Raw genomic sequence first — 12,491 nt, forward strand, 5'->3', positions numbered from 1 at the left:
GAAGATGCGGACCGCGCGCGAACAGACAACCATCCTCCAAGCGGGAGCACAGCGGCCAGGGACCCCTCGCCCGCTGGCTCCCCTGCCACCAGGAGCGCGGAGCTCACCGGGCGGGAGAAGTAGTGCCGCCGGAGGCGACTTCTCCCGTCAGGCGTGCTAGGGCCCTCGCCATGCCATCCCGCAACGAGCCCTGCCCCTGCGGCAGTGGACAGAAGTACAAGCGATGCTGCCTCGGTGAGGCCCGGCGCTCTGGCTGGAGCGGCCTCCTCCCTGCGCGCCGGGGGCGGCCCACCGGGGTCGATGAGGTCACCGCCGAGGCCGCCGTCCTGGCCGAGGATGTGCTGGCGTCTCCCAATCCCATCCAGCGGACCCGCGAGGGGATGATCCTGCTGCGGGAGATGTTCCGGGAAGACGGGCCGCTGGCGTCCCTGCGCTGGTCCTGGGACGAGCTCGTCCCCGTCGTCGAGCGGCACATCTTCCGGGTGACGGAAGAGGTGGAGGACATGGAAGAGCGCCGGGAGCGGCTGTTCGACCGCTGCGCACCGGAGCTGATGGACTCCGAGCGCGTGGAGCGGTTCGACCAGGGGCTGCGCCAGGCGTTGATGGAACCAGGGCGGACCCAGGAGGAGCGGCGAGCGCTGGCCGTTTCGGTGTTGGAGATGCGGGGCGTCTCCCGCCTGCCCCCGTACACGTACTGGCGGCACCAGTCGATGGCGTGGCTGATGATGGCCCAGGTCACGGAGTGGGCGGCGCGCCGCAGCCGGATGAACGCCGCCGTGGGGTGGGCCCTGGGCGAGGAGCCCGGCCAGGGAAGCGGACCGGGGATGAGCCCGCGGGCCATGCTGCGAGCCATGGAGGAGCCGGAGCGGGTGCTGGCGGCCGTGAGGGATGCGGCACAAGCCGATCCGGAGCTGATGGAGCTGCTGGCGAAGTACGAGCAGTCCATCCTGCGCTCCATCATCTACGGCGAGACGCCCGAGGTGCTGAACGGCGAGGAGTGGCTGTGGATGACGGTGGTGTTGCGCGAGCCGCTGCGGCTGGAAGCTCCGGAGCAGGCCGCGCACGTGGATGTCGAGGCGCTGCTGGCGAAGCTGGACGAGGAGGTGAAGCAGGCAGTGCTGACGCGGGTGGAAGCGGCCAGCCGGGACCGCTCGTCTCCGCCGGAGGCGCAGCAGTGGTTCGACTGGGCCTACAAGGTGCTGGTGGTGCACCCGCTGGCCTTCTACGGAGCGTTCGCCAAGGCGCGCGAGGCGCCCCTGCTCGAGCGCTTCGAGGGAGAGGCCGGGCTGGTGCATGAGCTGCAGCGGCGCGAGCGGTGGCGAGCGGAGGACCTGGAGCCCTACCGGCTGCACCTGGCGGCACGGGAAGCACACGGGGCCGAGCAGCGGGTGCGGCGGCTGCAGGCCCTGCTGCGCGGGGGAGTGCCCACGCCAGGCCCCGTCCTCAAGGCGTGAGGAACGGCCCACCCCCGCTGAGGGCAGGACACATGTGGAGCGGCGCCTGGCCCCGGCCCCGTCTCAGGGAAACGTCACGCCGCGCACGGTGAGGGTGCGCGCTCCTTCCGCCTCGCCAAGCTCGAGGCGGAAGGAGCCCCGGGCCTGCGCCACCGTCGCCTCCGCCTCCACCACGAGCAGGCGCCGTGTTCCCGCCACCAGAGGTTCGGGCTGCCAGACCCGAACCACCTTGAGCCGCACGCCTTGCTCGTTCACAAGCTCCGCGACCCCGGCGCCCTCCGCCACCCAGGGCCGTGTGTCCGTGCTGTCCACGTGCAGTTCCGCCGCCACGAGGCCCCGTCTCTCGACGCGATAGCTGTAGGCTTCCCACACCACGAGCGTCTCACCGGGACGCTGAGAGAAGTCCCTTCCGAGCGCGAGCTTCCGCCCCACGATGCCCGCGCCGTCACCCACCAGCCCGGCGTCGACAAAGTCCGAGAAACCCTCGGGGCGCGGCGCCTCGGGGCCGGTGCGCTCCCGCTCCCGCGCGGCCTCGCACCGCTCGGCTCGCTCGCGCTGCTGCCGGGCCTCCTGGTTCGACGACGCACAGACACCGGGCTGGCGGATGACCTGCACTTCGTGCTCGCCCCGGATGGGGTGCACCCGCAGCCTGAAGGTGACACGCTCGAGCCCCTGCGCCTCCGCGAAGCGCACCGTCACCGTGAGCGGCTCGTCCGGCGGTGGTACGCCTGCGAGCCGCAGCATCACCATGCCCTCGGCCTCGTTCACCGCCTTCTTCACCCACCGCTCGTCCACCTCCACGCCACCGGGTTGCAATGGGGTGTCGAACACCAGATGGGTGGAGTGACGAGGACTGACGTCCACCGGGTGTTGCACCTTCGCGCTCTCCGCCGTGAGTTCCAGGCGGCGTGCGCCCGGCATGTCCCACTTCTCGGAGGCGGGCCAGACAGGGGCGGACGGGTCCGTGAGAAGCGTGAGCAGCAGGGGGGCGGCGAGCAGGGGAGACATGGGCGGGGTGACCTCGGGAGTGACCAGGGTAACAGAGACTTCCGACGTCAGCCCCTATCAGCTCCTACCGCTTCTCCCGCTCCTCGTACTTCCAGGCCTCCCCGAAGCGCTCCACTGGCCAGAGGAATCCGCCATTTGGGACCATGGCGGTGTCCTTGCCGCTGCCCTCTTCTTTCTCCAAGCCCCAGTCCGGTCCGTCCTTCAGTTCCAGGCACACCACGTACGATTTCCCCTCGGGCGTGTGCACCTGGGTGAAGCGTCCGTGTACACGGCGCTCGCCAAAGAGCCACTCGCCGGTGATCAGGGTGCCCGCGGGCAGCTTGCCCCAGCCTTTGGAAGAGCCCGTCAGATACAGGGTCACCGGACCCGGACGCACGGGGATGCGCACGCTGGTGTAAGGAATGAACGCGCTCCCACGGGAGCCAGGGTAGATGAGGCCCAGTTCCTTCATGTTCTGCGCGGCCTCGGGAGGGCACTCGGCGGGAGGCGGGAGCGGGGACGGGGGCACCACCTGGGGAGTGGCGGTGGCACAGCCACTGCCCAGGGTGCAGGTGAGCACGACCGCACTCACCTTCGCAGCCGTGGAGCCTGTCTGCTTGGGCTGGGGCTGCTGCGGGGAAGCGGGAGCCTTCGCTGGAGTCTTCTTCTTCACGCGCGTCTCCTGGGAGCGCGTCGCACGGGCGACGGGCGCGGGGGTTGCCGCCACTGCGGGCGCCGCGCCGCCGTCACCTTCTGGCCGCTTCCACGGGGGCGCCACTTCCTGTCCCTCCGGCTCCAGGGTGATAGGAAAGAACTCCGGCGGTAGGCTGGCGCGCGGTGTCCCCAGCGGTGGAGTGGTGGACACGGAGCCACGCGGCGGCAGGTGCACGGCGAACCATGCGCCGAGGCCCACCACCAGCACCACCCCGACGGCCTGGAGCAAGCGCTGCGAGCGTGCAGCGGGCAGGGCCGCCTCGCGGGTGAGCGGAGGCGGTGGTGCCTCTGCTCGCGTCGCGTCCGCCTCGCTCGCTACCGGCGGCCCGTCGAGCGGCGCGGTCTCCCCCGGGGCGGCCTGGGGCGTGTCCGCTTCTGGCGCCACGGCCTGCTCCGAGGTTTCCTCACGTACGGGCGGAGCGTCGGGCGCCCCGGGCGCTGGCGGCTCCCCGTCCGAGGCGAGGGTGGACACCTCGTCCAGCGCACGCGGCTTGCCGCGCACGGGCAGGTGCTCGTAGGAGGCCAGCCGCGCGTAGAGCGCCAGCGCGTCCCCACCGGCCCACATGTCGCGCTCGCGCACGGTGGTGGCGGTGTGCGGCCCCCAGGCCTCGCACAGCGGTGTGCGCCACGCTCCGTCCGCCTGCTTCAACGCCTCGCCCAGCGCCGCGTCCACCGCGAGCGCGTCCGCGTACCGCTCCTCGGGCCGCTTGCGCAGCATGCGCCAGCACACCTCGCCCAACTCCCTGGGCACCCGAGGGTTGAGTTCGTGCGGCACCGGCGGCTCCTCGTGGAGGATGGCGTGCACCAGCTCGCCCTCGCTGCCTTGGAAGGGCAACCGGCCCGTGAGCATCACGTACAGCTCCACCCCGAGTGCCCAGAGGTCATCCGCCGGGCAGGGGCGCGAGTCCTCCAGGCCGCGCCAGGCGAGCCACACGCGAGGGCTGACGTAGGGCCAGGTGCCCGGGGGAAAGGCCCCCGTCACCGGAGGAGCGCCCTCATAGGTGGCCACCCCGAAGTCCACCAGCACCAGCCGCTCCTCGCCATACACCAGCAGATTGGCCCCCTTCACGTCGCGGTGGATGATTCCGGCCGCGTGTACCGCCGAGAGCTGGCGCGCGCCCTGGCGGAAGAGAAGCGCCGTCTGGAGCGAGTCGGGGTTGTGCACGCGAGTCCACACGTCCAGCGGCAGTCCTCGCACGTAGGGCATGACGAGGAAGAGGTAGAGGGGCTGGTGCTCGGGCCACAGGCCATGGGCCTCCAGGGGCAGGCCGCCCGCCTCGCTCAGCTTCCGCATGACGTCGCGCTCGCGCAGGGCCCAGTGCCGGCCGCGTGGCAGGGGGAGGAACTTCACCGCATAGGTGCGGCCCTGGCGCACGGCGCGGAACACGGTGCCCTGGCCGCCGCTGCCCAGCTTCGCCTGTAACTCGTAGCCGGCCACCTCCAGGCCTGGCCGGGGCTGGTAGTGCTCCGGCGAGTCCCGCTGAAGGTGCGGCGGTGCTTTCAGACTTCGCGGCTCGTCCCCTGCGCTGTGCGTCCCGGCCTCGCTCATGCGCGCCTCACCTCCGAGGTGGGTCAGCCTAACATGACCGCTGAAAGCTGGTGTGCGCGGACGGTCGCCCTTATCCCGCCTCCATCACCGGGAGCCAGTCTGGAGGCCCCTTCCTCGGGTGGAGGTGACTTGTCATCATGACATGTCAGCCCCTCATGGTGCCCTCCCCAACCGCACCGGGGAGGAGCATGTTGGACATGAAGAACAGTGGAACCAGGACGAGGCGCACCTTGGGGTTGGCGGGTTTTCTCTTGGTGCTCGTAGCGGCCCTCGGTGCCCAGGCGGAGCCGCCCTCCTCCAAGCTCCCTGGCCGTAAGCCGGACTCCAAGGAGCCCTGGGGCGCTTTTCTTGGCAAGGCCGCTCATTACGCCATTGGCAAGGAGTACAGCGTACGGCATCCCACTCACATCGTCTTCCTCGATGAAAGTCTCTCCACCATCGTAGGGGATGGGAAGCTGGGGAATCCCAAGCGTCTTTCGGAGCTCGTGAGGCGCTTGCGCCCGGACATCACCGATATCGATGCCTTCGTGCTGTTCGAGCTCAAGCCGGACAATGAGGCGTCGCGCGTGGAAGGGAGAGACCAGGCGGGGCGCTACCTGGCGGCGCTCAATGAGGTTGCCGAGCCTGACAAGAAGCTCGTGGGAGGCACCGGCTTCGAGGGGGCGCTCTTCCTCGAATTCGAGAACGGGGGAGCACTCTGGCAGTTGTCCTGGCGCACGTCAGAGCCCGGAGTGACGCTGTACCGCTGGAGCTACCGGCGCAAGCAGCCCGGTGCCTCCTGGAAGGAGCGGGCGGCCCAGAAGGAAGAGGAGTTGCCCAGGGAAGAGGTAGAGCAGCGCGGTGAGATGGCCGAGCAGGCGATCCGGGCTGCGTATGACAAGGGCGAACGACCCAAGGGCTTCCAGGGTCAGGTCTACCTGCCTGTGGACTGCCGCTGAGCGGGCGGGAGGCGTCCGCCGCCCTCGGAGCGACGTACCCGGCGCTTGAGGAGCACTTGACCGCTGTGGTAGGGCGAAAAGCCATGACCCCGGCCCCCCCACTGGTGCTCGAGCTTCCAGCGTGGCTCTACGACACCACCGCCGCCATCCGCCGCAAGGCGAGAACCGAGGGACGCTGGTGGGCCCGGCAGTACCTCAAGACCGGTGCCTTTCCCCAGCCCCGGCAGATGCGTCAGGTGCCGCCCGGCGAAGTGCTGGTGATGCACTCGGCGGCCAACTTCGACACGGGCGACCCCCGCTGGCGGATGCACCTGTTCGGCGAGATCTCCGTGGACCTGGCTGAAGGCGTCCCGGACGAGGAGTACCCGCGCATGAGGGAGTCCTTCGAGTCCTTCTGCCTGAGCACTCCTTGGGGGGCCATCTACTATGCCGTGCCGCCGCCGCCGCCGCGAAGCGCGGAGCGCATGGCAATCCGGCTCGCCTCTCTGCTCCGCTTCTGGGACGTGCTCCAGGGCCCTCGCTATGCGTTCTGGTCATTCGATCAGAAGTACACGCTGGACGAGCTCATGGATGATAGCTACCGCAAGACCCTGGAGGCCTGGTGCCCTGGAGGCCCTGCCTCGGTTCGCGAGCACCTGGCCCTGACGATGGAGCGCATGGCGCGCGCTACCCGAGAGGATTGCGAGGAGGCCGTGCTCCGGATGATTCCCTACCTGGTGGAGGCGAACGCCGATCTCAAACACCGCGAGGTGCTCAGCGACCCGGACTTCCTGCGCGAGCGCCTCTCCGCACTTCCTCCGGAGAAGTTCGAGGATATCTCCAGCGCCTTCAAATACGGGTTGACCGGGCAGTTGTACACCTGGGACAGGGAGTTGGGGCGTCATTAGGTCCAAGGAAGCGCGTCTCACAGCCCCTGCATGTCGTAGCTGGAGGGCACGTCCACGTGGAAGGCCAGGTCCACGGAGCGCTTCTCGGAAGGGGCGAGCTTCACCTTCCAGGTGACGATGCCATCCATCTCCTCGAGCGTGTGGCCAGGAGTCGTCTTCTTGTCGAGCTCCACCACCACGTCATCGAGCTCTGAGACGGGGATGTGCTCGGTCACCTCCACCACCTCGTGGCGCTGGCGGTAGTTGGCCAGGTCGAAGCGGTAGGCGTAGTGGAAGCGGCGCCGGCCGCCGAAGAGGCCCTCGTCGCGGGCAATCTCCTGCACCACCACGCGCTCCACGCGCAGCGACTCCTCGACGCCGAAGGTGAGCTGGAAGGCACCGCCCTGGGGCACCTGCTCCAACTGCTGGCGGCCGATGAAGCCCGAGGCACGGAACACATCCACGGGGCCCGGCAGCAGCGGAAAGGGCGCGCCGTTGATGAGGTCGGCCACGCGGAACACCACCGGGTGCACCTTGGGCACGGCGCGCCAGACGAGTGAGGTCTTCAGCTTCGTGCGCGCCACGCGCAGCCGCACGGCCGTGCCCTCCCCCGGCACCTGGGCCAGCTCGGGCACCAGGAGCTGCACGGAGATACCCTGCGAGGCCGCGAGCAGCGCGCCGTCCTCGGTCTCCCCCGGAGCCTGTCCTCCGGCCTGGGCGTGCTGCTGCTTCTCCTCGCGGCGGACCAGCACCTTGCGCTCGGGGCGCCGCTCCCGGGCCGTCAGCGTCAGGGGCATCAGCTCCGGCGGCGTCGCATTGTCGCGGGGCCGAGCGGTGGAGAGTGCCAGCCGCACCCCGCTCCAGTCCTCGCCGGTGGTCTGGGTCACGGTGGCGAAGGTGGACAGCTCCACCTGGCCGCCGGCCTCGTCGGCCCGCGCCTCGTATGCGGGAGTCCAGCCTGCTCCGCCCACCACATATTGCAGCTCCACGCGGGCGCGGCCCTCCGAGGGACAGGCCAGCCGCACCTCCACCCGCCGCTCCATGCGCGCGGAGGAGGAGGAGAGGAACGTCTCCCGGTTGCGCAACGAGTCCAGCTCCCGCTGCACCTCACGCATGCGGGCAGCCCGGGCCGACACCTCGGAGGCGGAGCGCAGCCGGGCCTCCAACGCGGTGTCGAGCGCCTGAGTCCACGCGCGGGTGTCCGGCTTGGGCTCGGTGAGCTCGCGCGCCACCCGCGCCACGGCCACTTCGGAGAGGCTCTCGCCCATCTGCTTCAGCACCAGGCCGCGCGCACGGGCGTCCACCAGCTCCGCCATCTCGCGCTCCAACGTCTCGCGCTTCTTGCGCAGCGTCTCGAGCTCCGGGCTGAACTCCGCCTGGCGCGTGCGCTCCTCGGCCACGAGGCTCTCCACGGTGGCGTCCTCGGAGCGAGCCCGGAAGCTGGAGGGGTCCGCAGCGGGCGGAACGGACTCGAAGACGGCGAGTGCGCGGCCGGTGCAGGCCACCGTCTCCACCCGCGTCACCTGGGCGCGGTCCGGGTAGACGACAACGGAGGACACCTTCGCGGGGGCGACGAGCGCCAGCATCATCAAGGGCAGGGTGTGCATGGCGGCTCCTCGTTACTGCGACTGCTCCAGGCGCCAGCCCTTCGGGTGGCGGACGGTATAAAGGAAGGACACCACCTGCTTCTGCGAGGGCGGCACCGTCAGGCGCCACTCCAGCGTGCCCCGGTCCGCGTCCTGCACGGCATTGGGATCGGTGCGCACCAGCTTCACCTCCACGTCCTCGCTGCGTGACAGCGGCCACTGGTCGTGGATGCGCACCGGGAGGGCGAAGGGGTACGGGTTGGCCAGCTCGATGGTGACGAGGTACTCGGTGACGTCGTCCTTGCCGATGAAGCCCTTCTCGGCCGTCATGAGCTTCACGTTGCGCACCGGGCGCACCGCGGAGTCGATGCCGAGCGGCAGGGTGAAGGGCTCGTCGGGCGACACCAGGGTGAGCTCGGCCTGGCCCGCGGGGTCCGCGCCGACGAAGAGCTGCGCCTCGCCGCCGGGCATCACCTGCTTGGACGGACTGCGCAGCTCCGCCACGAGGAAGGCATTGGGCGTGAGGGCAGGGTACAGCTTGCGCTCCACCTGCACGGGCCACGTCTCGGTGAAGAGGGGCACGCGCCGCTCGCCCTTGCCGCTGCGCACCGTCTCACGGCGCTGCGAGGGGAAGGCCAGGGCATAGCCACCCGCGAGCGAGACCGGCAGGCGCGAATCCATTACCGGCGGCCGCCAGCCCGCCGGCGGCGCGAGGCCCACGGGGGCGTCCACCTCACGCGCCGCACCACTCTTGCCCCCAGACGGGCTGCGGCTGATGAAGTCCCGGTCGACGCTGACACCCGCGCTCGTCGAGCCCACGTCAATCGTCGGCGGCCTGGCCGTGATGACGACCTCCGCCTCGAAGTCCTCGGGCAACAGCTCCACGTTCTGGCGGATGGTGCGCTCCTGCCGGAGTTGGATGTTCGAGCGCACGAACGGCCTGAAGCTCTCCTTGTCGAACCGCAGGGTGTAGGTGCCCGACGGGAGTTGGGGAATGCGGTACTGGCCCTGAGCATCCGTCAACACGACCTGGTCGGCATCGAGGTTGGGCGAGGTCGCCGTGACGACCACGTCCACCTCGGGCTTCTTCGAATCCGCGCGCACAACGGTGCCAATGATGGCGCTCTTGGACGGCCCCTGGGCCATCCGCTCCTGGGTGCGCGTCTCCACGTTGGGCTGGGGCTGCTGCGGCTCCGGCTCGGAGGGAGCCGCACCCGCGGTGCCGATGAGCGAGAGAAGGCGGGCGCGCGTCCGCAGATCCTCGTTGGGCGCCGCGGGAGGCTGCGGGGGCGCGGGCGGCGGGGGGCGCCAGGAGTCGGGGACGGGGGCGGGCGTGGGGATGAAGCGCTCGCGCTGGCCAATCTTCCAGGTAGCGAGCTGCGGCGCGGTGGTGGCGGTGGAGGGCAGCGCGGTGCTGAGCGTGAGCGCTGCGTCCTCCCAGTCCTCGCCGGTCTCCTGGCTGACCCGCCCGGAGAAGGCCACCTGGACGCGATTGGACTCGGGCTCTAGCCGCAGCTCATAAGAGGGGTACCAGCGAGTCCCCGTGGTGACATAGGTGAGCGTGAGCGTCGCGGAGCCCTGGCCCGAGAGGGTGGGAACAACCTCCAGACCCCGGCGCCGCGGCGTACCACCGAGCCGGCGTGCCTCCTGGACGCGCAGCGAGAGCTCGCGGTCCAACGCCTCCTCGCGCTGGGACACCTCGCGCAGCTTCGCCTGGAGGCGAGCGGTGGCCGCCACCATGAAGTCAGTGGCGGCACGCCAACCGGAGGCATCCAGCCGGGCGGGGCCTTGCGGTGCACCCTTCGCGGGCGTGGGCGAGGGCTCGTCTCCAGCAGGGGGACGCACCTGGCCGAGCGCGGTGAGCTGGGCGGTATAGGCCTCGCGCTCGGCACGGACCTGGGAGAGCTGGTCATCGAGTTTCTCCAACTCGGTGACGAGCCGGCGGGCCTCCGTGGCGGGCAGGGCCTCGGACTCCATGGTGCGGATGTCCACCCGCATCACTTCGGCCCCCTGGGCCTCCACGCGAATGCTGGCGGGGTCCACCGTGCCGAAGAGCGGAGGCAGCTCCACGCGCTGGGTGCCGGAGAGGGCCACGCGGGCCGTACGCACCACCCGCGCCCGGTCGCTATAGACGGTGACGGAGGTAACGGGCGCATCCACCGCCGCGAGCCACAACGCGCTCAGGGCGGAAAGTCCGAGAACGGGCATTCACGCGTTGTAGCGCCCCAGCCTCGGTGCCGTCACCTGCTCGCATCCGCGCCCTCACCGGGAGTGAGGCGGCAGCCCGCCTCTCAGTCCCTTCAGGGCAGCTCGGCCGCGCCCGCGGAGGCACGCGTGACGAGCACCCCCGGCGCCCGTCCGAAGGTGCGCTGGTAGTGCTCCGCCGTGTGCGCGATGAGCGTGTCTACCGCCTCCTGGGCCACCAGGTTCACGGTGCAGCCGCCGAAACCGCCCCCCGTCATGCGCGCGCCCAGCACGCCAGGCACGGACCTGGCCGCCTCCACCAGCGCATCCAACTCCGGGCAGCTCACCTCGTAGTCATCGCGCAGCGACACATGGGACTCGTACATGAGGCGGCCCACGCGCTCGAGCTCACCCGCGCGCAGGGCCTCGACGGCCGCGAGCGTGCGCGCGTCCTCTCCCACCACATGGCGGCAGCGGCGGAGGACAAGCTCCGGCAGCCGGGACGCATGGGCCTCGAGCATGTCCGGCGTGACGTCCCGCAGGGCGCGCACTTCAGGCAGGACCTCGCGCAACAGGGCCACGCCGCGCTCGCTGTCGGAGCGGCGTGCGTTGTACCCGGACGAGGCATGGGTGTGCTTCACACCGCTGTCCAGGACAACGAGCGCATGGCGGTCGAGCGCCAGCGGGACGGGCGTGGCCTCCAGAGAGCGGCAGTCGATGAGAAGCGCATGGCCCTCACGAGCGAGCGCACTCACGTACTGGTCCATGATGCCGCAGCGGGTGCCCACGTAATCGTGCTCGGCCCGCTGGCCTGCGAGGGCCAGCCGCACCCCATCGACAGGCAGCCCCGAGAGGGAGAGCAGCGCAAGCCCGGTGGCCATCTCCAGCGACGCGGAGGACGACAGGCCGGCGCCATACGGCACGTCACTGGTGAGCACCAGGTTGGCGCCCCGGAGCCGCACGCCGCCCGCCTCCAGCACGCGGGCCACGCCCTCCACATACCGAGACCAGGAGGGCCGCGAGGAGTCCCACGGCGCATCGAGGTCGAAGCGCACCGTCTGCCCGAGACCGAGCGAGGTGACCTCGACGACGTGGTCCGCGCGCGGAGCGGCAGCCACCCACGTAGCGCGCTCGATGGCCAGCGGCAGCACGAAGCCGTCGTTGTAGTCCGTGTGCTCGCCGATGAGGTTGACGCGCCCCGGGGCACGGAACAGGCGCGGCGTACCTCGATACGAGGAGCGGAAGGCGTCGCGGACCCGGGACTCCAATGTGCTCATGACGAGACCTCCAGCTCCAAGCTCCACTGCGTCCGCCCGCCGCCCTCCAGGGTGACACACGTCCCCCGCGCCGCCGCCGCATCCAATGCGTCCGGCATACCATTGCAGGGCTCGAGTGCGACGGTGAAGTGTCGGCCTGGGCGGGAGGAAGGCCAGCCGCCCTGGCAGAGCCACACGCCCAGGAAGGGGAGCTCGGCCGGGTCGAACCGGAAGGTGACACGCGAGCCGCGTGCCGCGTCGTGCAGGGCGCACCAGCCCTCGCGCAGCGGACCGGCGAACAGCTTGTCCGCGAAGCCAAGATGGGGGCCGTGCACCACATCGAGCCGGTGCTCCCCCTTACCGGGCCAGGGAACACGCGAGCCCCGGGGACCCAGCCGTCCGCCCGCGGAGTATTCCACCTCCACCTCGGTCACGGAGCCCGGCAGGTGGAGGGTGGAGCCCGCGCTCACCGACAGCAGCGGGTGGGCCGCCCAGAGAAAACGCCGCGGCGCGTCCGCCAGGTTCTCCACCTCATAGCCGAGGCGCAGCGTGGGGCCGTCCAGTTCCAGCGTGCGGCGAAAGCGCCAGGGCGAGCGTGGACCTGACTCCGCCTCCATGTGCAGGCGCGAGCCCTCCAGCTCCCAGCGCCAGGCCGAAGTCCACAGCACCCCATGGTCGGGCCAGGAGCGCTCCGGCTCATCGGGCGAGGCGCAGGCGGCGACGGTGGGAAAACACTCATCGAAGCCGCTGGTGTCGTGGGCCTCGAAGGCGGCGCCCGGCACTGGCCGCCGGTACGGGAAGTCCGGCGGGGTGAGCAGGACGTTGGAGCCTCCGTCCCTGCGCCGGAGCGACTGGAGCTTCCCGCCCAGCTCCGGCAGCACGGACACCTCCAGCTCCCGCCCCGACAGCGTCAAGAGGCGGAAGCCCTGCAACATGGACTCGGCCAGCATGAAGCCA

At 70.6% G+C, this 12,491-nt stretch carries 9 protein-coding genes; 3 read left to right on the plus strand and 6 right to left on the minus strand.

From position 1 onward, the window contains the following. The first annotated feature begins 170 nt into the window (after nt 1-170). Complete coding sequence (locus tag OV287_RS46955) at nt 171-1,454, plus strand: SEC-C domain-containing protein (protein ID WP_267540593.1); 1,284 nt, start codon at nt 171-173, stop codon at nt 1,452-1,454. A gap of 63 nt (nt 1,455-1,517) precedes the next feature. Here the strand turns inward: OV287_RS46955 and OV287_RS46960 are convergent, their stop codons facing one another. Both OV287_RS46960 and OV287_RS46965 read right to left on the minus strand, forming a co-directional pair. Beyond that, nucleotides 1,518-2,462, minus strand: coding sequence for a DUF2381 family protein (locus OV287_RS46960; protein WP_267540594.1), 945 nt, complete (start codon nt 2,460-2,462; stop codon nt 1,518-1,520). A gap of 64 nt (nt 2,463-2,526) precedes the next feature. Further along, complete coding sequence (locus OV287_RS46965) at nt 2,527-4,704, minus strand: serine/threonine protein kinase (RefSeq protein ID WP_267540595.1); 2,178 nt, start codon at nt 4,702-4,704, stop codon at nt 2,527-2,529. A 197-nt stretch (nt 4,705-4,901) separates the two neighbouring features. On the opposite strand from OV287_RS46965, the gene OV287_RS46970 reads away from it, so the two are divergent. Beyond that, nucleotides 4,902-5,642 (plus strand): hypothetical protein, encoded by a 741-nt coding sequence (locus OV287_RS46970; RefSeq protein WP_267540596.1) that lies wholly within the window; start codon nt 4,902-4,904, stop codon nt 5,640-5,642. A gap of 83 nt (nt 5,643-5,725) precedes the next feature. After that, entirely contained in the window at nt 5,726-6,529 is an 804-nt protein-coding gene (locus OV287_RS46975; RefSeq protein ID WP_267540597.1) for a hypothetical protein, read from the plus strand. A 17-nt stretch (nt 6,530-6,546) separates the two neighbouring features. On the opposite strand, the gene OV287_RS46980 is transcribed toward OV287_RS46975, so the two are convergent. The 4 genes from OV287_RS46980 to OV287_RS46995 form a co-directional block, all read right to left on the minus strand. Beyond that, nucleotides 6,547-8,115, minus strand: a complete 1,569-nt coding sequence (locus tag OV287_RS46980) for a mucoidy inhibitor MuiA family protein (RefSeq protein WP_267540598.1) — start codon at nt 8,113-8,115, stop codon at nt 6,547-6,549. A gap of 12 nt (nt 8,116-8,127) precedes the next feature. Continuing rightward, on the minus strand, nt 8,128-10,302 hold the full coding sequence (locus tag OV287_RS46985) for a mucoidy inhibitor MuiA family protein (protein WP_267540599.1): 2,175 nt from the start codon (nt 10,300-10,302) through the stop codon (nt 8,128-8,130). 92 nt (nt 10,303-10,394) lie between these two features. After that, on the minus strand, nt 10,395-11,555 hold the full coding sequence (galK, locus tag OV287_RS46990; RefSeq protein WP_267540600.1) for a galactokinase: 1,161 nt from the start codon (nt 11,553-11,555) through the stop codon (nt 10,395-10,397). Continuing rightward, complete coding sequence (locus OV287_RS46995; protein ID WP_267540601.1) at nt 11,552-12,484, minus strand: aldose epimerase family protein; 933 nt, start codon at nt 12,482-12,484, stop codon at nt 11,552-11,554. The genes galK and OV287_RS46995 overlap by 4 nt, the downstream gene beginning before the upstream one ends. Nucleotides 12,485-12,491: the final 7 nt, after the last annotated feature.

This window comes from Archangium lansingense (genome assembly GCF_026626635.1).
Lineage (GTDB): Bacteria > Myxococcota > Myxococcia > Myxococcales > Myxococcaceae > Archangium > Archangium lansingense.

What these genes read in the sequence shown, in the direction of transcription:
- OV287_RS46960 (WP_267540594.1), bottom strand. Translation starts at nt 2,462, where the DNA reads ATGTCTCCCCTGCTCGCCGCCCCCCTGCTGCTCACGCTTCTCACGGAC.
- OV287_RS46955 (WP_267540593.1), top strand. Translation starts at nt 171, where the DNA reads ATGCCATCCCGCAACGAGCCCTGCCCCTGCGGCAGTGGACAGAAGTAC.
- OV287_RS46985 (WP_267540599.1), bottom strand. Translation starts at nt 10,302, where the DNA reads ATGCCCGTTCTCGGACTTTCCGCCCTGAGCGCGTTGTGGCTCGCGGCG.
- OV287_RS46995 (WP_267540601.1), bottom strand. Translation starts at nt 12,484, where the DNA reads ATGCTGGCCGAGTCCATGTTGCAGGGCTTCCGCCTCTTGACGCTGTCG.
- galK (WP_267540600.1), bottom strand. Translation starts at nt 11,555, where the DNA reads ATGAGCACATTGGAGTCCCGGGTCCGCGACGCCTTCCGCTCCTCGTAT.
- OV287_RS46970 (WP_267540596.1), top strand. Translation starts at nt 4,902, where the DNA reads ATGAAGAACAGTGGAACCAGGACGAGGCGCACCTTGGGGTTGGCGGGT.
- OV287_RS46965 (WP_267540595.1), bottom strand. Translation starts at nt 4,704, where the DNA reads ATGAGCGAGGCCGGGACGCACAGCGCAGGGGACGAGCCGCGAAGTCTG.
- OV287_RS46975 (WP_267540597.1), top strand. Translation starts at nt 5,726, where the DNA reads ATGACCCCGGCCCCCCCACTGGTGCTCGAGCTTCCAGCGTGGCTCTAC.
- OV287_RS46980 (WP_267540598.1), bottom strand. Translation starts at nt 8,115, where the DNA reads ATGCACACCCTGCCCTTGATGATGCTGGCGCTCGTCGCCCCCGCGAAG.